The sequence below is a fragment of the Streptomyces sp. ITFR-21 genome, assembly GCF_031844685.1.
In the GTDB taxonomy this organism is placed as follows: Bacteria; Actinomycetota; Actinomycetes; order Streptomycetales; family Streptomycetaceae; genus Actinacidiphila.
Genome location: NZ_CP134605.1, coordinates 6597329 through 6617466, shown reverse-complemented (window position 1 = coordinate 6617466; position 20138 = coordinate 6597329). Strand labels below are relative to the sequence as shown.

At 74.3% G+C, this 20138-nt stretch carries 20 protein-coding genes and 1 pseudogene; 14 read left to right on the top strand and 7 right to left on the bottom strand.

From position 1 onward, the window contains the following. Positions 1 to 3 precede the first annotated feature (3 nt). Both RLT57_RS29605 and RLT57_RS29600 read right to left on the bottom strand, forming a co-directional pair. Entirely contained in the window at positions 4 to 186 is a 183-nt protein-coding gene (locus tag RLT57_RS29605) for a hypothetical protein (protein ID WP_311300328.1), read from the bottom strand. After that, the gene (locus tag RLT57_RS29600) at positions 183 to 2084 is read right to left on the bottom strand and encodes an amidase (protein WP_311300327.1); all 1902 of its coding nucleotides are present in this window, start codon (positions 2082 to 2084) and stop codon (positions 183 to 185) included. Before RLT57_RS29600 ends, RLT57_RS29605 begins: the two co-directional genes overlap by 4 nt. Positions 2085 to 2602: 518 nt before the next feature. Between RLT57_RS29600 and rpmG the strand changes: the two genes are divergently transcribed. The 6 genes from rpmG (at position 2603) to RLT57_RS29570 (ending at position 6355) form a co-directional block, all read left to right on the top strand. Beyond that, a complete protein-coding gene (gene rpmG / locus RLT57_RS29595) occupies positions 2603 to 2767 on the top strand; it encodes a 50S ribosomal protein L33 (RefSeq protein WP_311300326.1) in 165 nt (54 codons plus the stop codon). A gap of 90 nt (positions 2768 to 2857) precedes the next feature. After that, positions 2858 to 3109 (top strand): type B 50S ribosomal protein L31, encoded by a 252-nt coding sequence (locus tag RLT57_RS29590; protein ID WP_311300325.1) that lies wholly within the window; start codon positions 2858 to 2860, stop codon positions 3107 to 3109. A gap of 456 nt (positions 3110 to 3565) precedes the next feature. Continuing rightward, complete coding sequence (locus tag RLT57_RS29585) at positions 3566 to 3763, top strand: hypothetical protein (protein ID WP_311300324.1); 198 nt, start codon at positions 3566 to 3568, stop codon at positions 3761 to 3763. A 345-nt stretch (positions 3764 to 4108) separates the two neighbouring features. Next, positions 4109 to 5101, top strand: a complete 993-nt coding sequence (gene dhaK, locus RLT57_RS29580) for a dihydroxyacetone kinase subunit DhaK (protein ID WP_311300323.1) — start codon at positions 4109 to 4111, stop codon at positions 5099 to 5101. A 160-nt stretch (positions 5102 to 5261) separates the two neighbouring features. Then, positions 5262 to 5927 (top strand): dihydroxyacetone kinase subunit DhaL, encoded by a 666-nt coding sequence (gene dhaL / locus RLT57_RS29575; protein WP_311300322.1) that lies wholly within the window; start codon positions 5262 to 5264, stop codon positions 5925 to 5927. Then, positions 5924 to 6355 carry a PTS fructose transporter subunit IIA gene (locus RLT57_RS29570; protein WP_311300321.1) on the top strand — a complete coding sequence of 144 codons (432 nt, stop codon included), beginning with the start codon at positions 5924 to 5926 and terminating at the stop codon, positions 6353 to 6355. The genes dhaL and RLT57_RS29570 overlap by 4 nt, the downstream gene beginning before the upstream one ends. Positions 6356 to 6461: 106 nt before the next feature. Here RLT57_RS29570 and RLT57_RS29565 read toward each other — a convergent pair whose 3' ends face one another. Both RLT57_RS29565 and RLT57_RS29560 read right to left on the bottom strand, forming a co-directional pair. Further along, positions 6462 to 6755: a hypothetical protein gene (locus RLT57_RS29565; protein WP_311300320.1), complete on the bottom strand. Its 294-nt coding sequence runs from the start codon at positions 6753 to 6755 to the stop codon at positions 6462 to 6464. A 329-nt stretch (positions 6756 to 7084) separates the two neighbouring features. Next, a complete protein-coding gene (locus tag RLT57_RS29560; RefSeq protein ID WP_311300319.1) occupies positions 7085 to 7594 on the bottom strand; it encodes an NUDIX hydrolase in 510 nt (169 codons plus the stop codon). A gap of 193 nt (positions 7595 to 7787) precedes the next feature. Here RLT57_RS29560 and RLT57_RS29555 point away from each other — a divergent pair, with 193 nt between their 5' ends. After that, on the top strand, positions 7788 to 8909 hold the full coding sequence (locus RLT57_RS29555; RefSeq protein WP_311300318.1) for an O-antigen ligase family protein: 1122 nt from the start codon (positions 7788 to 7790) through the stop codon (positions 8907 to 8909). Between the two features lie 19 nt (positions 8910 to 8928). On the opposite strand, the gene RLT57_RS29550 is transcribed toward RLT57_RS29555, so the two are convergent. Together RLT57_RS29550 and RLT57_RS29545 are read right to left on the bottom strand one after the other, a co-directional pair. Next, complete coding sequence (locus RLT57_RS29550) at positions 8929 to 9486, bottom strand: hypothetical protein (protein ID WP_311300317.1); 558 nt, start codon at positions 9484 to 9486, stop codon at positions 8929 to 8931. A gap of 46 nt (positions 9487 to 9532) precedes the next feature. Then, a complete protein-coding gene (locus RLT57_RS29545; protein WP_311300316.1) occupies positions 9533 to 10306 on the bottom strand; it encodes a glutamate racemase in 774 nt (257 codons plus the stop codon). A gap of 258 nt (positions 10307 to 10564) precedes the next feature. Between RLT57_RS29545 and RLT57_RS29540 the strand changes: the two genes are divergently transcribed. Beyond that, entirely contained in the window at positions 10565 to 11734 is a 1170-nt protein-coding gene (locus tag RLT57_RS29540; protein WP_311300908.1) for a glycosyltransferase, read from the top strand. Between the two features lie 18 nt (positions 11735 to 11752). Here the strand turns inward: RLT57_RS29540 and RLT57_RS33755 are convergent. Beyond that, positions 11753 to 12965: pseudogene (locus RLT57_RS33755) on the bottom strand (TerD family protein). A 199-nt stretch (positions 12966 to 13164) separates the two neighbouring features. Between RLT57_RS33755 and RLT57_RS29530 the strand changes: the two are divergent. From RLT57_RS29530 to RLT57_RS29505, 6 genes are all read left to right on the top strand, one after another. After that, positions 13165 to 13743 carry a DUF6643 family protein gene (locus RLT57_RS29530; protein WP_311300315.1) on the top strand — a complete coding sequence of 193 codons (579 nt, stop codon included), beginning with the start codon at positions 13165 to 13167 and terminating at the stop codon, positions 13741 to 13743. Between the two features lie 39 nt (positions 13744 to 13782). After that, positions 13783 to 14640, top strand: a complete 858-nt coding sequence (locus tag RLT57_RS29525) for an MOSC domain-containing protein (RefSeq protein ID WP_311300314.1) — start codon at positions 13783 to 13785, stop codon at positions 14638 to 14640. A gap of 75 nt (positions 14641 to 14715) precedes the next feature. Continuing rightward, positions 14716 to 15426, top strand: coding sequence for an Rv1733c family protein (locus RLT57_RS29520; RefSeq protein WP_311300313.1), 711 nt, complete (start codon positions 14716 to 14718; stop codon positions 15424 to 15426). A 93-nt stretch (positions 15427 to 15519) separates the two neighbouring features. Further along, a complete protein-coding gene (locus RLT57_RS29515) occupies positions 15520 to 17937 on the top strand; it encodes a right-handed parallel beta-helix repeat-containing protein (RefSeq protein ID WP_311300312.1) in 2418 nt (805 codons plus the stop codon). A 113-nt stretch (positions 17938 to 18050) separates the two neighbouring features. Then, positions 18051 to 18890, top strand: a complete 840-nt coding sequence (locus tag RLT57_RS29510) for a DeoR/GlpR family DNA-binding transcription regulator (protein WP_311300311.1) — start codon at positions 18051 to 18053, stop codon at positions 18888 to 18890. A 496-nt stretch (positions 18891 to 19386) separates the two neighbouring features. Then, positions 19387 to 19989: a hypothetical protein gene (locus tag RLT57_RS29505; RefSeq protein WP_311300310.1), complete on the top strand. Its 603-nt coding sequence runs from the start codon at positions 19387 to 19389 to the stop codon at positions 19987 to 19989. The last annotated feature ends 149 nt before the right edge of the window (positions 19990 to 20138 follow it).

Genomic DNA, 20138 nt, shown 5'->3' with positions numbered 1-20138 from the left:
GTCTCACGTCGTGCGTGCGTCGGCCGCGGTGCCGGCATCCGGGTCGTCGTCGGGGTAGGGGTAGAAGGCGGTGCCGAGCTTGGGCAGCCAGCCCACGGTCGCCACCGGCGAGGTGCCGTCCCCGGGGTGCTGCGGGGGGAGCCCGGCGTTGAGGACCGGTCCCCAGCCGACGGTGAGGAAGCTCATCGCAGGGCCTCCTCGGCGATGAGCGGGTCGTTGGACAGCTCCGGCGGGGTCGGCGCCTCGACGACCAGGGCGTGCGGGGCGATCTTGGCCGCGGTGGCCACGACCGGGTCCGGCGGGGCCGCGTTGTGGTACTGCGGGTAGTGGTCCTGGTAGTCGATGGCGGCCTGGACGATCTGCGGCTCGCTGAACCGCGGCCCCCAGAACTGCGCCGCGATCGGCAGTCCCAGCGTGCCGTCGTAGCCGATGGGGAAGGACACCATGGGCCAGGTCAGGGCGTTGGGCAGCTGGTAGTAGGCGCGGTAGACGGGGAAGCCGGAGCCGGTGCGCAGCCCGATCTGGGCGCCGAGGGACAGCACCAGCATGAAGTCGACGCCCGCCTGGTCCAGCGCGGCCTGGTAGTTGGCCTGCAGGGTGCGCCGCCGATGTTCGCCCTCCACCCGTACCGAGGCCGGTACGGCGCCGCCGAACCGGGTCGCGGACTCGAAGGAGGCGGTGGTCTCGCCGGGGGCCCTGCGCCCGTACTGGGCGAGCAGTGCCGCCGCCTGGTCGGCGGGGCGGGTGGCGGCGAAGTCCTTGACCGCGTCCCAGTACCGGATCTCGTAGCGGTTGGGGCTCAGCACCGCCGAGGACGGCGAGACCGGGGAGCCGTCGACGGTGGCCAGCACGTCGGTACTGGAGAAGTACGGGTCGTTGGCCGGCACGGTGACGTCGAGGCCCGGGAACTCCTTCACCTTCGCGCCGAGCGAGGTCAGCTGCTGCTGGAGCCGGTTGAAGGCGGCCAGGTGGTCGGCGTCGTAGAGGGACTGCGGGGAGGTGCCGGCCTGGATGCCGCGGTTGGTGCGCATCCAGTCGGACTGCGGTATCCCGATGGTGATCCCGGACAGCGGCTTGCGGCCCTGTCGGGCGGTGTGCGGCATCCTGGGGAACGGGTCGGGGGCGGACAGGGTCAGTGGGTCGTTGGCGGGGTCGGGGCCGAGGATCACCGAGAGGATCAGTGAGGCGTCGCGTACCGACCGGGCGATCGGCCCGAGCACGTCGTACCCGGGGGACAGCGGCATCAGCCCGGCGACCGAACTGGTGCCGAGCGAGGGCTTGATGCCGCTGGCGCCGTTGGCGGCCGACGGCATCATGATGGAGCCGCCGGTCTCCTCGCCGATGGCGGCGGCGGCCAGCCGCGCGACGGGGGCGACGCCCGAGCCCTGGCTCGAACCGCCGGGCACGTACGCCTTGTTCCAGGCGTTGCCGGCGAAGGTGCCGGTGATGGAGCCGGAGAAGGCCGAGGCGATGGTGTGTCCCAGGATCACCGCGCCGGCTTCGCGCAGCCGGTGCACGACGGTGGCGTCCCGCAGGGCCGCGTTCCCGTCGAACGCGTGGCTGCCGTCCTTCGCCTCCAGTCCCTTGACGGCCACCGAGTCCTTGACGCCGAACGGGATGCCCAGCAGCGGCGGAAGGCTCTCGTGGGAGTGCCGGGCCTTGGCGAACCGGGCGTCGGCGGCGGCGGCCTGGGCCAGCGCCCCCTGCCGGTCGATCCGGACGAACGCGTTGTAGAGGCCGTTGTCGCCGTAGGTTTCGAAGGGGCCGTTGAAGCGGTCGATACGGTCCAGGTACGCCTTGGTGACCTGTACCGCGGTGACGACGCGGGCCCGCATCAGGGCGGCGAGTTCGACCACTTCGTAGTCGACGAGCCGGGAGCGCTTCTTGATGCCCGAGACAGCCGGAAAGGCGTGTTCGAAGGCGCTTGCGGGCGGCGCGGCGGAGTGCGCGGCGGCGGGCACCACGGTCGCGGCCGAGACGGCCGCGGCTCCGGTCACGGCGGCGGCCCCGCCGAGCACGGCTCGGCGGCTGAGTCCGTGACGGGTCTCGGGCACCTCGGACACGGCCGGTGATCCGGCGGTCACGGGGTGCGTGGATGGTACACGTTCTGCTGGCATCGACAGCTTTCCTATCCTCGTTGGCGCATGGCGAAGGAAAAGGTGAACGTGGGGGGAATGGCGGCCCGGAAGGAGACTTTATGACCTTGGGAATAGCAGTGGAAGGCCGTCCGGGGAGTTTCTGAACCGGTCCGTGAAAGTTCAGTTTGTTGTTTCGGCGGCGTTCCGGCGGGGTGAAGTTCAGGCACTCCGCAATGCCGCATGAATCCGGGCCAATCCACCGCACCGCCCCGGCGGTGGCCCGCCGGATCCGATACCGAAGAGATTGTTGAAACAAAAACTAAACAATGCCGAGCCTGCCGGGAGGGGAGCCGCCCGCGCGTCGACCCCGGGCCCGGACAACCGCGGCGCCCGACAGGCGCGACCCGGGTGACCGGCGGGACACTGGGAATGCGGGAGGCGGGCGAAGCGTTGTCGTCACCGAACCGAGAATGAAAACCGTTCCAGACATGGTCCGGTGGAACCCTCAGGAAGGGGCAGGTCCCATGGCCCGCAGCGAACTGCGACCGATCGTCCGGCTGCGCTCCTCGGCGGGGACGGGGTACGCCTACGTCACCCGCAAGAGCCGTCGCAACGATCCCGACCGGCTGCAGCTGACCAAGTACGACCCGGTCGCCCGCCGGCACGTGCTCTTCCGCGAAGAGCGCTGACCTCCGGGCTCTCCCGTGCGGCCGGCCCCCGCGGCCCGGCCGCCCTCCCGCCACACCCCGGTACGACGCAGCAGAGAGCGAGGGCACACCGTGAAGCACGGCATCCACCCCGACTACCACTCCGTGGTCTTCCGCGACAAGGTCGCCGGTCTCGCCTTCCTGACCCGCTCGACCGCCACCGGCAACGGCACGGTCCAGTGGGAGGACGGGGCCACGTATCCGGTCGTGGACGTCGAGATCTCCTCGGCGAGCCACCCCTTCTACACCGGCAACGCCCGCGTCATGGACACCGCCGGCCGGGTCGAGCGGTTCAACCGCCGCTACGGCCGCGAGGAGTCCTGACCGCGCACACCGAGAGCGCTTGCCCCCGGCCGTACGGCCGGGGGCAAGCGCGTTTGCATTCGCCGACAATACCGCTGCAGGGAATCGGCACCGGCTGCCGACGGTTCTCCTTCGCGTACGGCTTCCCTCATCCGCCGCCTTTTGCCGACGGAATTCCCGTCAGTTGATTCGCGCCGAACAATTCCCGCACCACCGGGCGTCGGAGGGCGACCGCGGTCCAGCGTCCCGATGGCCGCCGCGACGCGTGGCGGACGGCCGCGTGGCATACGGCGACGGTGCGCGCGGACCCGATCCGGTGCCGGCGCGCGGGTGGACGCCGTCCCTTTCCGGTGGGGGCCGGCAACGCGATCGGTGGCGGCCGGGCGCGCAGGCGCGGCGGACGCCGCGGCGGGAGCCCGATCAGGTCGGGGCGGCCCGCGGCGCCCGGCGGGACCCTTTCCGTGACACCGTGCGGGTATGGAACTGCAAGCGCTGCCCCGGCGGTGCCACGAGAGTGAGCTGGCCGGGTTGTCCCGCACGTGTCCCTACTGCAAGCGCACGGTCCGCCCCGCGGCGGTCAAGGTCGAGACGGCCGAGCCGCGCCCCGACCCCGCCTACACCCTCGACTGGTTCTGCCCCGACGCCGCCTGCAAGGGGAAGACCCGGTTGAGGTGACGGCGACGGTCCCCGCGCAGACGGGATGACCCTCCGGCGACCCGGTGGCCGACCGGCGCGGCCCGGCAGCCGCCCGCGCAGCCGCCGGGTCGCGCTGCGTCACGGAAGGAACCGGGAGGCCCCGCACCGGACACAGTGAGCGACCGCACCGCGGTCGTCCGCGCCGCCGCCGTGACGCCCGTCGATCACGGACGGATACTGGTGGGTATGCGCCGGCTGAGAGCAGCTACGGCAGGACCCCGGGGACCCGGCGCCCCCCTTCCCCGGGTCGGCGCCTCGGATCGCGCTCCGGTCTGCGCGGACACAGGCCGTGAGCCCCGCTGCTAGTCCCACCAGGAGATACCGATGAAGATGCTGATCAACGTGCCCGAGACGGTGGTTGCCGACGCGCTGCGCGGGATAGCCGCCGCCCATCCGGAGCTGACGGTCGACGTGCAACAGCGGGTGATCATCCGGCGGGGAGCGCCCTACGAGGGGAAGGTCGGGCTGGTGTCCGGCGGCGGCTCGGGGCACGAGCCGCTGCACGGCGGGTTCGTCGGGCGGGGGATGCTGGACGCCGCGTGCCCCGGGGAGGTTTTCACCTCACCGGTTCCAGACCAGATGGTACGGGCGGCGGCAGCGGTGGACAGCGGCGCGGGTGTGCTGTTCATCGTGAAGAACTACACCGGTGACGTGCTGAACTTCGACATGGCCGCGGAACTGGCCGAGGACGAGGGCGTGCAGATCGCCACGGTGCTGGTCGACGACGATGTGGCGGTCACCGACAGCACGTACACCGCGGGCCGGCGCGGAACCGGCGCCACCCTCTTCGTGGAGAAGATCGCCGGCGCCGCCGCCGAGGAGGGGGCCGCGCTGGACCGGGTGGCCGGCATCGCCCGCCGGGTCAACGAAGTGTCCCGGAGCTTCGGCGTGGCGCTGACCGCGGTCAGCACACCGGAGAAGGGCGGACCCACCTTCGACCTGCCCGAGGGCGAGCTGGAGCTCGGCGTCGGCATCCACGGCGAGCCGGGCCGGGAGCGGCGGGCCATGATGACCTCCGGCGAGATCGCGGACGTGGCGGTGGAGGCGGTGGTGGACGACCTGCGTCCCGACGCGCCGCTGCTGCTGCTGGTCAACGGAATGGGCGGCACCCCGCTGCTGGAGCTCTACGGATTCACCGCCGAGGTGCACCGGGTGCTGGCCGAACGCCGCCTTCCGGTGGCCCGTACCCTCGTCGGCAACTACGTGACCTCGCTCGACATGGCAGGTGCCTCGGTGACCATCTGCCAGGTGGACGAGGAGCTGCTGCGGCTGTGGGACGCGCCGGTCTCGACTCCCGCCCTGCGCTGGGGCTGCTGAGTCCGGACAACCCCCTCGGCCCGTGACACCCCGGTCGTCCCGCGCCGTCCCGGCGAGATCGCCGGACCCGGCGGAACGGGTGGCCCCGACGGGTTCGGCGCCGGTGATCCGGTGAACCCGTGCACTCGGTGAACTTCGTGAACTCGGTGAAAGGCACCTCATGAACGCGCTCCCCGCGGACGGCACCGCGATCGACGCGGCCTTCCTGCGCCGCTGGCTCGACACGGCCGCGACCGTCATCGACCGCGAGTCCAAACGGCTGACCGATCTCGACTCCCCGATCGGCGACGCCGACCACGGTGCCAACATGCGCCGCGGCTTCCTGGCGGCCCGCACCGCCGTCGAGCAGGAGCCGCCGGACACACCGGGCGGTGTGCTGGTCGCGCTGGGCCGGCAGCTGATCAGTACGGTCGGCGGCGCGTCCGGACCGCTCTACGGCACGCTGCTGCGGCGGACCGGCAAGGCGCTGGGGGACGAGCCCGCGGTGTCCGCCGCGCAACTGCGCGACGCGCTGCGCGCCGGGGTGGAGGCCGTCGCCCAACTCGGTGGCGGGGCGGTCGGCGACAAGACGATGCTCGACGCGCTGTACCCGGCCGTGGACGCGCTGACCGCCGCCCTGGACGGGGGCGGCTCCACCGCCGAGGCCTTCGGCGCCGCCGCTGCCGCCGCGGACGAGGGCGTGCGGGCCACCGTCCCGCTGCGCGCCCGCAAGGGCCGGGCCAGCTACCTCGGCGAACGCAGCGTCGGCCACCAGGATCCGGGAGCCACCTCGGCGGCGCTGCTGATCACCGCGCTGGCCGACACCGCGAAGGGCGCCGCCGTATGACCGGGGCCCCCGCTTCCCCCCAGGGGGCGGCCCCCCTCGTCGGTGTCGTGCTGGTCTCCCACAGCGCTGCGGTGGCCGAGGCGGTGGCGGAACTCGCCGCCGGCCTCACCGGCGGCGCCGGGGACGTCCCGGTGGCCCCGGCCGGCGGCGGCCCGGACGGCGGCCTCGGCACCAGCTCCGACCGCATAGCGGCGGCGGCCCGCTCGGTGGACCGCGGTGCGGGCGTGGCCGTCATCGTCGACCTCGGCAGCGCCGTCCTGACCGTCAAGGCCCTGCTGGCGGAGGCGGAGCTGCCCGAGGGCACCCGCCTGGTCGACGCCCCCTTCCTGGAGGGCGCGGTCGCCGCCGTCGTCACCGCCTCGGCCGGCGCGGACCTCGCCGCGGTGGAGGCGGCGGCAGCGGAGGCGTACACGTACCGCAAGAACTGAGTCCCGCCGCCCCGACGGGCCCGCCCCGGCGGCCGGCCCGCCGCACGCCCGGCGGCCCCCCTTGCCGCGAACCGTGCGGCAAGGGAGGCTGGTGAAGCGGGTCCGCTCAGCGCCCGTAGCCGAGCAGCGCGCGCACCATCCGGCAGGTGACGTCGGACGGCGGGTACACGCCGATCCGCTCGGCGGTGTCCCGGATCCGCGCGTTGCCGGCCTGCGCCGGCTCGTACACACCCGAATCCAGCAGGGCGATCACCAGGCGCATGGTCTTCAGACGGCGGTTGTGCGCGACGTACCACTCGCGCGGCAGCCCGGCGGGCAGCGGCTTCTTGGGCAACGGCGCCGCGAACAGCGGTGCTTGCGTCGGTCGGTTCTTCGGCAGGGGCAGTACGGCAGCGGCCATCGGCATCCTCCAGAGGCGTCGGCCAACCCTCTCGAACACTGTCGATTTTACCGCTGGGCACCGACAGGACCCGCTGGCCGGAGCGAGGACGACCGGTTCGGGCGGGGCCCGGCGGCGACCGCCGCGACGTGCTCCGGCGCGGGTCAGGTCGCGCCGGAGCACGTCGCATCTTATCAGAATAATGACGTAAATTCAATAGTTATTCACGCAAGAAATTGATCGATATATGAAATGGTGGAGCAGTCTCTCCTGCCGATTCGCCCGGGGCACGGGCGGCCGAGCCCGCACGGCACCCGTCCAAGGGTCCCGGGCGGGTGCCGCGGCGCCGGCTACGGCACCGAGTAGCCAGGGTCGGCCAGGCCCGGCGCCGGCGCCGGGGCGAACCAGGTGGGGTCGTCGCGCCGCGCCAGCTCGATCCGGCCGCGGGCGATCGGCCCCAGCGGCGGCAGCTCGTCGGGAGCGAACCAGCGCACGTCCAGCGACTCGTCGTCGTTGACCCGCGCCTGGCCGCCGACCGCCCGGCAGCGCAGCACGATGTCGACGTACTGGGCGCGGTCGCCGTTGTCGTACACCACCGGCTCGTTGGTGAACACGCTCAGCACCCGCTCCACCACCGCGGACACCCCCGTCTCCTCCAGGATCTCCCGGACCGCCGCCTCGGCCGGCTGCTCGCCCGGATCGGGGATGCCGCTGATCAGGGCCCAGCGCCCGCTGTCCACGCGCCGGTTCAGCAGGATGCGGCCGCGGGCGTCGAACACCACCATCACCACCCCGGGCAGGAACAGCAGGATGTCTCCCGCCTTCTCGCGGATGTCCAGGATGAACCGGGGAGTCGCCATGCCCCGAGCCTACGAGACAAAGGGTGAACGCCACATCAGCACCAGGTTTCACAACCTGGACAAGGTCACCGCGCTGGATATCCACAACACCCGCCTTCACCCGTTACGGTGACCCCGAAGACAGCGCCCACGCGGGGAACGCGGGCATGACGGCACCCCGTCACGCCCGGGTGGCGGCAGGGGGTACCGGGGGATGAACAGGACGGCCGACGAGACGCCGGACACGGCCCGCACCGACCTGCCGGGCGGCTTGGACCCCCGGGAGGTGTCTGCGGTACGGCCGCAGAACGGCGCCGTCGACGCGGTCGGCATCGCGGTGCTGGCCTGCTGCGCCGTCTGGGTGCTGATCGCCGCCGCCGGACGGTCCGCCCGCCCCGAGGGCGCCCTGCTGGCACTGCTCGCCGTCACCGCCGGATACGCCGCCGGGCGCGTCCTCGGCGCCGTACTGCCGGTGCTGGCGCCGGCGGCGGGCGCCGTGGCCGTGCTCGCGCTGGTACTGCTTCCGCCGGACCGGGTGTCGGCCCGCTCCGAGGCGCCGTTCCTGGGGTACACGGGCGCCGACGCGGCCCTGCTGGTGCTGGCGGCGGGCGCGGCCTGCTGCGCCGCGTGGGCGGCCGGGGGCCGGGTACGGCGGACGGCGCTGCAACTGGTCGCCGTGTTCGCGGCGACCGCCGCCTTCGCGCTGGGTTCGGCCGCGGGCTTCGCGGTCGGCCTCGCCGTCGTGGTGTGCTCGCTGGCCGCCGCCCGGATGGGGCGCCACCGCCTGCTGGGTCTCGCCGGCCTCGCGCTGGCCGCCGCGCTCGCGGCCGGGGGCAGCTGCGCGCTCGCCGCCGACGCGCTGCCGAACCGGGTGTCCGCCCCCCTCACCGACGCGCTGACCCGGCCGCGGGTGGAGCTGTGGCACCAGGCGGCCGCCCTCGCCGGGCGCCATCCGCTGCGCGGGGTCGGGCCCGAACGCTTCGCCGACGAGTCCGGGGCGCTCCCCTACGGGTCCGTCACGCCGCCGGCCGGGACCCCGCGGTCCGCGCCCCTCCAGCTGGCCGCCGAACAGGGCTGCCCCGGGGTCGCGCTGCTCGCGGTGGCGTACGGCTGGCTGCTGTGCGCGCTGTGGCGCTCCTCCCGGCCCGCACCCGTCGTGCTCACCGCGGCGGCGGCGCTGACCGGGCTGGCGCTGCTGGCGACCGCCGACCAGGTGCTGAGCTACGCCGTGGTGACCGCGGGCGCCGGGTTCCTCGCCGGTATCGCGACGGCCCGGCCGCTGGCGGACGACGCGGGCGGCAGCGGTGACGGTAAGGCGCCGGAGCGACGCCGCTGAGAACCGGCGGGTCAGGCGGTCAGGCGCTGCCGGTACCCGCGGCGGGGCGGGTGCCACGCAGCAGCAGGCAGTCCCTGATGGCCTGAACGGCGCCTTCCGGATCGTCCACCGTGACCGTGAAGTGCCGCCCGCCGCCGAGGTCGATCACCAGGCCGGGGCCGCGCCGTACGATCACGGCGGTGCCCATCTCGGGACGCCAGCGATACCCCCAGCCGCCCCAGCTGCGCGGGCTGATCAGCGTGTCGACCTGGGCCCCGCTGACTTCCTCCAGCGGAATGCGGCGCCGGGGGACCCCGATGTGACCGCAGCGCACGTGGACCGCGTCGTAGTCGATCCGAACGTGCACGTGGGTGAAGGCGATCGTGCCGAACAGGACGAGCAGGCCCACGGCCAGGCAGCCGACGACGGACATCACCAGCGGGGCCAGGCCGGACGTGCCGGGCCCGTCCACCGCGAGGTCGATGCCCAGGGCGAGGCAGGCGGCGCCCGCCGCGGCGAGCACCCACTGCATGCGGTTGGTGGCCCGGCCCGTCCACTCCTGGGACGCGCCGGTCTGCTGCCGGGGCGCGTGCTTCATGCCAGGAAGCGTACTAAGGCCGCGGGAATAGGGCAGCACTCTTCGCTCAGGTCGTGGCGGGCGCCGCCGCCAGCGCCATGCCCTGCGGGTACGCCAGGGCCGCGTCGGGCAGCCGGGCGGCGCGCAGCCCGCCCAGGATCACGGTGACGGCGCCGGGCGGGCCGGCCGGGGCGGCGGGGGCCGCGCCGATCCTGCGCAGCACCTGAGCGGCGACGGCGTCCGCGGAACCGTACAGCTCGGCGCCCGGGACGGCGGCGGCGATCCGGTCGGCGACCAGTTCGTAGTGGGTGCAGCCGAGGACGAGGGCGCCCACGCCGGCCGGGGTGAGGGCGGCGGCGGCGGTGACGGCGGCCTCTACCGCGGCTTCGTCAGCGGCCTGTACGGCGTCGGCCAGACCCGGGCAGGGCACCTCGGTGATCCGGGCGCCGTTGCCGAAGTCGGCGATCAGTCCGCGCTGGTAGGCGCTGCCGGTGGTGGCGGGGGTGGCCCAGATCGCGACGGTCCGGTGCTCGGCCGCGGCCGGCTTGACCGCCGGCACGGTGCCGATGACCGGCAGTCCGGGTTCGAACGCGGCGCGCAGCGTCGGCAGGGCGTGCACGGTGGCGGTGTTGCACGCCACGATCAGCGCGTCCAGGCCGCCGTCCGCCGCGGCCCGCGCGCACTCCAGCGCCCGCGCCGTCACGTCCGCCGCCGACCTCGGCCCCCACGGCATCCCCTGCGGGTCCGACGCCAGCACCAGGTCGGCGTCGCCCCGGGCCCTGCGCACGGCCGCGGCCGCGGCCAGCAGCCCGATCCCCGAATCCACCAGCCCGATCTTCACCCTCTCACCTTAGCCACCCCGGCCCCGTCCCTCCCCGCCGCCGTCCGCCGGGCGGCCCCCTGGCGGACGGCGCCCGGTCCCGCGCCCGGCGAACCCGCACCCCCGCGGACCGCGTTCCCGAGCGCCGGGCCTACGGATCGCCGGGCGGCGCGGGCGGACCGCCCGGGCCCGGTCCGCCGCGCCGGTCCGCCGCGCCGCGGCGGCGGGCCGTGTCCCGGTCGGGCGCCCCGTGCGGGGGGTGGCAGACTGCGGGGCGTGATGGTGCTGTGGACGGTTGCCGGAGTGTCGCTCGCCGCTTGGGTGTGGCTGGTGGCGGGGCAGGGCGGGTTCTGGCGGACGGACGTGCGGCTGCCCCGGGGCGGCGGGGAGCCCGCGGTGTGGCCGGGCGTCGCCGTGGTGGTGCCGGCCCGGGACGAGGCCGAGGTGCTGGGAGTGAGCCTGCCGTCCGTCCTGGCGCAGGCGTACCCGGGCCGGGCCGAGGTGTTCCTGGTGGACGACGGCAGCACGGACGGAACCGGGGAGCTCGCCGGGAAGCTGGGCGCCGCGCACGGCGGCCTGCCGCTGACGGTGACCTCGCCGGGTGAGCCGCCCGCCGGGTGGACCGGCAAACTGTGGGCCGTGCGGCACGGCATCGAGCTGGCCCGGGAGCGGACCGGCGCCGAGTACCTGCTGCTCACCGACGCCGACATCGCGCACCGCCCGGACAGCCTGCGCGCCCTGGCCGCCGCCGCGGTCACCGCCGATCTCGACATGGTGTCCCAGATGGCGAGACTGCGGGTGCGGACCGGCTGGGAGCGCCTGATCGTGCCCGCGTTCGTCTACTTCTTCGCCCAGCTCTATCCCTTCCGGTGGATCAACCGGCCGCGCTCCCGTACCGCCGCCGCGGCCGGCGGCTGCGTCCTGATCCGCTCCACCGCGGTCACCGCGGCCGGCGTACCGGACTCGATCCGCCAGTCGGTCATCGACGATGTGGCGCTGGCCCGCGCCGTCAAGGGATCCGGCGGCCGGATCTGGCTGGGCCTGGCCGAGCGGGTGGACAGCGTCCGCCCCTACCCGGGCCTCGGCGAGCTGTGGCGCATGGTGTCCCGCAGCGCCTACGCCCAGCTGCGGCACAACCCCGCCGTGCTCGCCGGCACGGTGCTCGGTCTGGCGCTTGTCTACCTGGTGCCGCCGGTCGCCGCCGTCGGCGGCGCGCTGGCCGGCGCCTGGCCGCTGTGCGCGCTGGGCCTGGCCGGGTGGGTCCTGATGACCGGCAGCTATCTGCCGATGCTGCGCTACTACGGGCAGCCGCTGTGGCTCGCGCCCCTGCTGCCGTACACCGCGGCCCTGTATCTGCTGATGACCGTGGACTCGGCGGTCGAGCACTACCGAGGCCGGGGGGCGGCCTGGAAGGGCCGCACCTACGCCCGCCCGGACGCCACCGTCTGACCGGCCCCCGGCACGGCCTCACTTGCGGCCCGGCGTCCAGTCGAGCCCCCAGCCGTAGGCGTAGTCGACGGTCCGCTGCGGGCTGATCCCCGCGCGAAGCTCCAGGTAGCGGGCCTCGCGCCGGACGACGAGGTCGGGTCCGTCACGGGTGAGCAGCGCCAGCGCGCACACCCTGGACTGCACGGTGCATTCGTCGAGCGCGAAGTCGACGGCCGCGCCGTGTTCGGGGCGCAGGGTGACCGAGGCGTGGAGTCCGGCGAAGCCGGCGGCGCCGGCGTAGACGGTGACGAAGACGAGGATCCGCCGGAAGCGGGCGAGGTGGTCGAGGTTGACGATGGGGTTCTCGCCCTCAGCCCTGCCGCCGGTGCGGTCGTCCCCGTCGAGCAGGATGAACGGCGGCTGCCCCAGGGAGCCGAAGGCGCCGCCGAGCGCCCGGACGACGCCCTTGCCGCCGCCGGTCAGCTCGAACAGGGCGCACAGGCCGAGGTCGACGCCGTCCTTGCGGAGTCCGCTGGGCGGCTGCCGGCCGAGGCCGACCCGCGGGGTGCCCGACGTAGCGCCCCGCTCGGCCAGCGACACGGCGGGCGCGCGCCGGGTGAGCGTCACCTTGGAGAGCGCGACGGGAGCGGCGGTCGCCGCGGCGGCGCCCGGCGCCTGCGCCGCCGCCCCGGCGGTGGACTCCGCACCGCCGCCAGTCCGTAGCGCCGCGCGAGTTCGACGAACCCGCCCTCGTAGCCCTGCCCGACCGCGCGGAACCGCCAGCCGCCGGCCCGGCGGTGGCACTCGCCGAGGACGTAGGCGGTCTCGCCGGTCGCCCCGGTGCGGTCGAACCGCGCCAGTTCCCCGACCGGTCCCGGTCCCGGTCCGTTCCCGCGGCCGGTGCGGCGACACGTATGGACAGCCCCGGAATCCGCCCGAAGGGCGAGCCGTCGCCACGCGCGACCACCAGTACCGAGGTGACGGCGCTTTCGAGTGACGCGAGGTCCACCGTCAGCGTGTCGAGGGCGAATCCGCCGCCGGCGGTGCTGCCTTCGTGCCGGACCGCCCCGGAGGCGTGCACCGGATCGCCCGGGTGCACCAGGTCGGCGGGACCGCGTACCGCGGCGCCCGACGGGCCTTCGGCGAGGAGCAGGGCGCACGCGTAAGCCCTCGGTGTGCCGGCTGCCGCGCGGCGCTCGAACTCCAGCCGTACGACGGCCGCCGGCAGGCCGGTGTTCTCCCCTTTGCGCAGGCTCGTCCGCGCCCCCTCCCCGGTCCGCCGAGACCCCCGGTAACCCCCCGGCGCATGCGTTTTACCTGATCACATCATGAGCCGGTGACCGTTTTTCGCGGATTCGCTCATATTGGGGACAGCGGGCCGCTCCGCACCCGCCAATCAACCTTCTGATCGGTCTCCCCAACGACCACATCGTGGGCTTAACTTATGCCGTATGAGCACCCCCCGCGGTTCGTACGGTGGCGGCTACGGCGGCTACTCCTCCTCGTCTTCGTCCTTTCCGGACACTCCGATCTACGACAGCCTCGTCGCCGAGCGAGGCACCCCGCAGATCGCCCCCATCCGCGTGCCCGCCGCCTACTCGCCGTACGACTCGGGCAGCTACAACTCCTACGGCGGCAGCAGCCTTCCGGCGCTGCCCGCCGCCCTCCCGGCCCTGCCGCCCGGCCCGTCGGCACCGTCGCAGTACCCGCAGCCCCAGGCACCGGTGCAGAGCCCGACGCCGAGCCCCGCGCAGAACGGCTATCCGGCGCCCGGCTACGCGCAGCAGCAGCAGACCGCGTACCTCCCGCAGCAGCCTCCGGCCCCGCGGCCCCCGTACAACGGCAACGGCTACCCCGCGCAGCCCCCGCAGCCGGCGCCCGGCGGGTACGAGGCCGCGCGTCCGGTACCGCCGCGTCCGGCGCAGCCGCGGCAGATGCCCGGCGGCCACCCGGAGGAGCAGTACCCGCGGCGCAACCTCGGTCTCGGCGTGCCCCCGGCGCAGCAGGGCGGTGGCTACTACCCGAGCTGACGGGGATCGAGCAGGTCCGGCGCCTGCGAGGATGGCGGTATGACCACGCCTGGTATCGACGCGCCGCGCAGGATCGCGCCCGCAGTGGGCGCGTTGCACGTGTATCCGGTCAAGTCGCTGCGCGGAGTCAGTCCCGGCGAGGCGGTCGTGGAGCCGTGGGGGCTCGCGGGGGACCGCCGCTGGATGCTGATCGACGTCCGCACGCACAAGGCCGTGACACAGCGGGAGGACGCCCGCCTGGCACTGCTGTCCGCCGAGCCCGTGGGGGGTGACGGCGTACGGGTGCACGCCCCTGGACGGCAGCCGCTGCACCTCGCCGTGCCGCCGCCGGGGCCGCTGGAGACGGTGGAGCTGTTCGCGAACAAGATCGAGGTGCTCCCGGTGGGCGGGGCGGCCGACCGCTGGTTCGAAGAGTTCCTGGACGCGCCGGTACGGCTGGTGCACATGGACGACCCGGCGGTCCGCCGGACGGTCGACCCGCGGTTCGCCCGGCCCGAGGACCGGGTGAGCCTGGCCGACGGCTTTCCGCTGCTGGTGACCACCACCGCTTCGCTGGCCGCCCTGAACACGCTGATCGCGGCGGGCGACCGGGCCGAGGAGGGGCCGCTGCCGATGAACCGGTTCCGGCCCAACGTCGTCATCGACGGCACCGCGGCCTGGGAGGAGGACAAGTGGCGCCGGGTACGGATCGGGTCGGTCGAGTTCCGGGTGCCCAAACCCTGCGGACGTTGCGTGATCACCACCACCGACCAGCGGACCGGCGCGCGCGGCAAGGAGCCGCTGCGCACCCTGGCCCGGCACCGGAAGCTCGGTGCCCAACTGGTTTTCGGCCAGAATCTGATTCCCGAGCACTCCGGAACCCTGCGGGTCGGTGATCCGTTCTTGGTGGTGGAGTAACACTTCCCAGGGTGTGCTGTGCATGAGTCGCTCCGTTCGCGGTAATCGAACGGGTGGTGAAGGGGGTGGCTGCCAATGGGTCCGTCAGCGAGCCCGTCAGCGCGTCGCCGCAAAAGGCTGAAGAAGACGGGCTGGCAGTGGCGGCGCAACAGCCTGCGCCGCCGCACCGATATGGCCGAGGCGTGGCTGGGGGTGCTCACCGGGCTGCTGTTCTGTCTGGTGCCCGTCTTCGGCTGGTGGTCCGGCCAGTCGGTGGACCGCACCCTGCAGCGGGTGGTGCGCGTCCAGCGGGCCGAGCGCTTCCTGGTGACCGCGACGGCCGTGTCGCCCGGCAGGTCCGGCAGGTCCGACAAGGCAGCCGGCAGGGCGGTCGGCGGCGCGGCGCGGCAGCCGTCCGCCGGGGCGCCCGCCATGGCGCTGGCCGCCGCGGACGTCACGGCCCAGGAGCGGGAGTCCAACGTCCGCGGGGACCTGCTGAAGTGGACCGCCCCGGACCACTCGGTGCACGTCACGACCGTCTCGGTGGACCTCGAGGTGTGGGACCAGGGCAGGATACTGCTGTGGACGGACCGCGCCGGCCATCTGGTGCCGCCGCCGCTGGACTCCGCGACCGCCACCACCCACTCCGTGCTGGCCGGCACCGCGGCCGCCGCTTCGGCGGGCGGCCTGCTGCTGATCACCCGCCAGGTGGTGATGTGGCGCCTGATGCGCCGCAGGCTCGACGGCTGGGAGCGGGAGTGGGCCCGGGTCGGCCAGGACTGGGGCCGCGCGGGCGCCGGCGGGTGACCCCGCGCCGGCAGGCGTCAGCACCGGGTCCCGGCGCGCGCTACGGTTGCATCCCCGGTCGGCCGACGCAAGAGGTGGGGGCAGAGCAGCCCGATGGCACATGGCGTGGTGCAGGTCACCAATCAGAACAGCTCGCGGTGGCGCCGCCGCACTGGCGAGTACGAGACCCTCGCCGCGGCGCTCGAGGCGGCGGGCGACGGTGATGTGCTGTCGGTGAGTTCCGGTACCTACCGGGAGAACCTGGTCCTCGACCACGCGGTGGTCCTGCGCTGCGCGGACGGTCCGGGCACGGTACGGATCGCACCCGCCTCCGGGGTGGCGCTGACCGTACGCGCCGGCGCGACCGTGCAGGACCTGCTGGTGGAGGGTCAGGACACCTCGTCCGCCGCACTGCTGGTGGAGGCCGGCTCCCCCGAGCTGTCCGGACTGCGGATCAACACCCGCTCCGCGGTGGGTCTTGAGGTGCGCGGCGGCGCGCGGCCGACCGTGCGGCGCTGCACCGTGGACAACCCGGCCGGGCTCGGCATCAGCGTGCTGGACGGCGCCGGCGGCCTGTACGAGGAGTGCGAGGTGGTCGCCGCGGGCCAGTCCGGGATCGCGATACGCGGCGGCGCCGGGCCGCGGCTGGAGCGCTGCCGGGTGCACCACACGTCGGGCGCCGGGCTCTCGGTGACCGGTGAGAACAGCTCCCTGGAGGCCGTCGGCTGCGAGGTGTTCGAGATCCGCGGCACCGGTGTGCAGGTCTCCGCGCGGGCCACCGGGCACTTCACCGACTGCCAGGTGCACCGCACCACCGGCGACGGCATCACCCTGGACACCGACGCGGTGCTGGCGATGGCCGACTGCGACATCCACGACATCCCGGAGAACGCGGTCGACCTGCGGGCCCGCTCGGTGCTCACCCTCACCCGCTGCGCGGTCCACCGCTTCGGCCGCAACGGCCTGTCGGTGTGGGACCCGGGCACCCGGGTGGACGCCGACAGCTGCGAGATCCACGACAGCACGGGCGACTACCCGGCGGTGTGGGTGAGCGACGGCGCGGTCGCCATACTGGACTCCTGCCGGGTGCACGACGTGCCCGACGCGCTGTTCGTGCTGGACCGCGGCTCCCGCGCGGACGTGGTGGACAGCGACTTCACCCAGATCCGCAACACCGCGGTGTCGGTGAGCGACGGCGCCGGCATCCAGCTCGACGACTGCCGGATCAGCAAGGCCGCCACCGGCGCCTGGTTCCGCGACCACGGCAGCGGCGGCACCCTCGCCCAGGTCACCATCGACGAGACGGCGACCGGGGTGATCGTCACCAAGGGCGCCGATCCGACCCTGGAGCGCTGCACGGTCACCAACCCGGTGGAGTCGGGCGTGTACGTCTCGGCCGAGGGGCGCGGCACCTTCACCGGGGTGCGGGTCACCGGCAGCCGCGGCTACGGCTTCCACATCATCGACGGCTGCCGCTCCACACTGACCCGCTGCCGTACCGAGCGCTGCGCCAGGGGCGGTTACGAGTTCGCCGAGCCGGGCCCGGTCACCGAGGACTGCTCCAGCGACCAGGCGGCGTCCGTGGAGAACCCGCTGCCCGTACCGGCCGGTCCGCCGACCGACGGCGGGGTGCTGGGTCACGCGACGGCCGCGCAGTCCTACGGGCGGCCCGCCGCCGTACCCGAGCAGCGGCCGGCCGAGCAGCCGCCGGCGCCGGCGGTCCGGGCCAGCGAGCACGTACTGGGCGACCTGGACGCGCTGGTCGGCCTGGACAACGTCAAGCAGGAGGTGCGCACCCTGATCGACCTGATCTCGGTGGGCCGCCGCCGCGAGCAGGCCGGGCTGAAGGCGCCGTCGGCACGCCGGCACCTGGTCTTCACCGGCTCCCCCGGCACCGGCAAGACCACGGTGGCCCGGCTCTACGGGGAGATCCTGGCGTCACTGGGTGTGCTGGAGCGCGGCCACCTGGTGGAGGTCTCCCGGGTCGACCTGGTGGGCGAGCACATCGGCTCCACCGCGATCCGCACCCAGGAGGCGTTCGACCGGGCGCGCGGCGGGGTGCTCTTCATCGACGAGGCGTACGCGCTCGCCCCGGAGGACGCCGGGCGGGACTTCGGCCGCGAGGCCATCGACACCCTGGTCAAGCTGATGGAGGACCACCGGGACGCGGTGGTGGTGATCGTCGCCGGCTACACCGAGGAGATGGCCCGGTTCCTGGCCACCAACCCCGGGGTCGCGTCGCGGTTCTCACGGACCATCACCTTCGGCGATTACACGTCGAAGGAACTGCTGCGGATCGTGCAGTCGCAGGTGGCCGAGCACGAGTACCGGCTCGGTGAGGACACCGGCGACGCGCTGCTGAAGTACTTCGAGGCGCTGCCCAAGGGTCCGGCGTTCGGCAACGGCCGCGCGGCACGGCAGACGTTCGAGGCGATGGTGGAGCGGCACGCGGTACGGCTCGCGCATGTGGCCGAACCCACCCACGAGGAGCTGCAACTGCTCTACCCGGAGGATCTGCCGGAGCTGCCCTGAGCCGCTCCGGCTCCGTGCGGCGTGCACCGGCCGCACCCGCGCGTGGAAGGATGACCGGAGCACTTCGGCGTACGGCAACGGTGGACAACGAAACGGACGGGACGGGGTCACGGGTGAGCGACAACCAGAACCTCCTCGCGGAGCAGCGGCGGGCCCTGATCCTGGACGAGGTACGACGGCGCGGCGGGGTACGGGTCAACGAGCTCACCCGCCGGCTGAACGTCTCGGACATGACCGTGCGCCGCGACCTCGACGCACTGGCCCGCCAGGGGGTGGTGGAGAAGGTGCACGGCGGCGCCGTGCCGGTGGTGGAGGCCAGCAGCCACGAGCCGGGTTTCGAGGCGAAGTCGGGTCTGGAGTTGGGCGCCAAGGAGGCCATCGCCCGAGCGGCGGCAGCCCTGGTCCCCCCGGGCAGCGCCATCGCGCTGGCCGGCGGCACCACCGCGTTCGCCCTGGCCCACCATCTGCTGGACGTGCCGGACCTGACGGTGGTGACCAACTCGGTCCGGGTCGCCGACGTCTTCCAGTCCGGGCAGCGGCGGCCGGGGACCGGCCACGGCGACGCGACGGCGACCGTGGTGATCACCGGCGGGGTGCGTACGCCGTCGGAGACCCTGGTCGGGCCGGTGGCGGACCGGGCGATCCAGTCGCTGCATTTCGATCTGCTGTTCCTGGGGGTGCACGGCATCTCGGTGGAGGCGGGCCTGTCCACGCCGAACCTGGCGGAGGCCGAGACCAACCGGCAGTTCGTCCGCTCGGCCCGGCGGGTGGTGGTGATCGCCGACCACACCAAGTGGGGCACGGTGGGCCTGAGTTCGTTCGCCTCGCTGGAGGACGTGGGCACCCTGGTGACGGACGCGGGCATCCCGGAGGTGCTGCGCGCGGAGATCGCCGAGCACCTGGCGGACCTGATCGTCGCGGGCGAGCCGGCCGGGGAGGGCGCGGAGAGCTGATCCGGCAGCGCCGCGGGCTGCGGCGCGGCCCCGGCGCGGGCCCTGCCGCCGACCGGGAGTCAGCCGTGAAGCACCGGGCCGGCGGGCGCGGGGGCGCCGCCGTCCTGCCAGCCGTTGCCCCGGATGAGGGACCAGGCGCGGCCGGGCGCGAGCACGACCAGCGGCAGGATGCCCGCCAGGGCGCCCAGTCCGCCGCGGCGCCGCAGCCTGGTCTCAGCGGTGCCGGTGACACCGGAGCGCCCGGATGCGCGGCGGCCGCCCGCTCCTGGGCGAGTTGCGTCCAGGGGCGCTGGCCCTGGCTGACCGCGGTGTCCACACCGCTCACGCGGGAGGTCAGGGTGATCGTGCCGGTCAGGGCGACGGCCAGCACCGCGGCGGCGCCGGCCACCAGCGGCAGGCTGAGCAGCCGGCGGTAGTCACGGGCGAGCCGGCGCTGCCACCACAGCAACACCGGGGTGAGCACGCCGACGGCCAGGGCCCACCGCACGGCGGAGTCGTGGACCTGGCCCTGCCGGTGGGCGGCCTGCTCCTGGTAGGCGTTCGACAGGTCGGTGGCTGCGGGCAGCAGCTCGTTCCGCATCACCTCGCCGGCCTGGACGTTCACGGAGACGGCGATCGGCGGCGGGTGCCCGGCCGTGCGGCCCGACGCCTGCTCGTCGACATAGGCGGCCCGTCCGCTCGGGTCGTCGTAGCGGCCCAGGGCGTCGAGCGGCGCGCGGACCTGGCCGCCCTGGTCCGCGTCGGCGGCCAGTCGCCGCAGCAGGTCGCTGACCTGGCCCGCCGCTGCTGGCCGGTGATGAGCGCGACGAGTTCGTTGCCGATGTCCACGTTCGGGTTGGTGGCGGATACCCCGGGGGGCGAGGGTGTCGGCGCGCTGGGCGTCCAGGTCGGCCAGCGCGAGCCGCAACCGGCCCGCCACGGCGGCCCGCTGGATGACGGCGGTGCGCAGCGCGTCGGTGTCGTTCCGGACGGCGACCGAGCCGATGACGGTGAGCGCACACAGGGCGGCGAGCAGGGCGAGGGCCGTCGCCGCGCCCGTTCCGAATCGGCGCGGCCCCGGCCGGGCGGCAGGGCGGCAGGGCGGCGGGACGGCCGGTAGGGCTCGGGGCGGGGCGCCACAGCGGTGGATGGCCTGCCCCCCCGCCGGTGGCCGCGTCACCTGTGGCGTCGTCATGGTGCGACGCCAGGGCGGGCCCTTGGAACCCCGGGGGCCTCGTGGCGACCGCGCGGTGTCCTGGGGGTAACGGA

Excerpts from the sequence above, each read along its gene's own strand:
- RLT57_RS29585 (WP_311300324.1), top strand. The coding sequence starts at position 3,566 with ATGGAACTGCAAGCGCTGCCCCGGCGGTGCCACGAGAGTGAGCTGGCC.
- RLT57_RS29530 (WP_311300315.1), top strand. The coding sequence starts at position 13,165 with ATGAGCACCCCCCGCGGTTCGTACGGTGGCGGCTACGGCGGCTACTCC.
- RLT57_RS29550 (WP_311300317.1), bottom strand. The coding sequence starts at position 9,486 with ATGAAGCACGCGCCCCGGCAGCAGACCGGCGCGTCCCAGGAGTGGACG.
- RLT57_RS29525 (WP_311300314.1), top strand. The coding sequence starts at position 13,783 with ATGACCACGCCTGGTATCGACGCGCCGCGCAGGATCGCGCCCGCAGTG.
- RLT57_RS29560 (WP_311300319.1), bottom strand. The coding sequence starts at position 7,594 with ATGGCGACTCCCCGGTTCATCCTGGACATCCGCGAGAAGGCGGGAGAC.
- RLT57_RS29540 (WP_311300908.1), top strand. The coding sequence starts at position 10,565 with ATGGTGCTGTGGACGGTTGCCGGAGTGTCGCTCGCCGCTTGGGTGTGG.
- RLT57_RS29515 (WP_311300312.1), top strand. The coding sequence starts at position 15,520 with ATGGCACATGGCGTGGTGCAGGTCACCAATCAGAACAGCTCGCGGTGG.
- RLT57_RS29555 (WP_311300318.1), top strand. The coding sequence starts at position 7,788 with ATGAACAGGACGGCCGACGAGACGCCGGACACGGCCCGCACCGACCTG.
- dhaK (WP_311300323.1), top strand. The coding sequence starts at position 4,109 with ATGAAGATGCTGATCAACGTGCCCGAGACGGTGGTTGCCGACGCGCTG.
- dhaL (WP_311300322.1), top strand. The coding sequence starts at position 5,262 with ATGAACGCGCTCCCCGCGGACGGCACCGCGATCGACGCGGCCTTCCTG.
- RLT57_RS29520 (WP_311300313.1), top strand. The coding sequence starts at position 14,716 with ATGGGTCCGTCAGCGAGCCCGTCAGCGCGTCGCCGCAAAAGGCTGAAG.
- rpmG (WP_311300326.1), top strand. The coding sequence starts at position 2,603 with ATGGCCCGCAGCGAACTGCGACCGATCGTCCGGCTGCGCTCCTCGGCG.
- RLT57_RS29605 (WP_311300328.1), bottom strand. The coding sequence starts at position 186 with ATGAGCTTCCTCACCGTCGGCTGGGGACCGGTCCTCAACGCCGGGCTC.
- RLT57_RS29570 (WP_311300321.1), top strand. The coding sequence starts at position 5,924 with ATGACCGGGGCCCCCGCTTCCCCCCAGGGGGCGGCCCCCCTCGTCGGT.
- RLT57_RS29565 (WP_311300320.1), bottom strand. The coding sequence starts at position 6,755 with ATGGCCGCTGCCGTACTGCCCCTGCCGAAGAACCGACCGACGCAAGCA.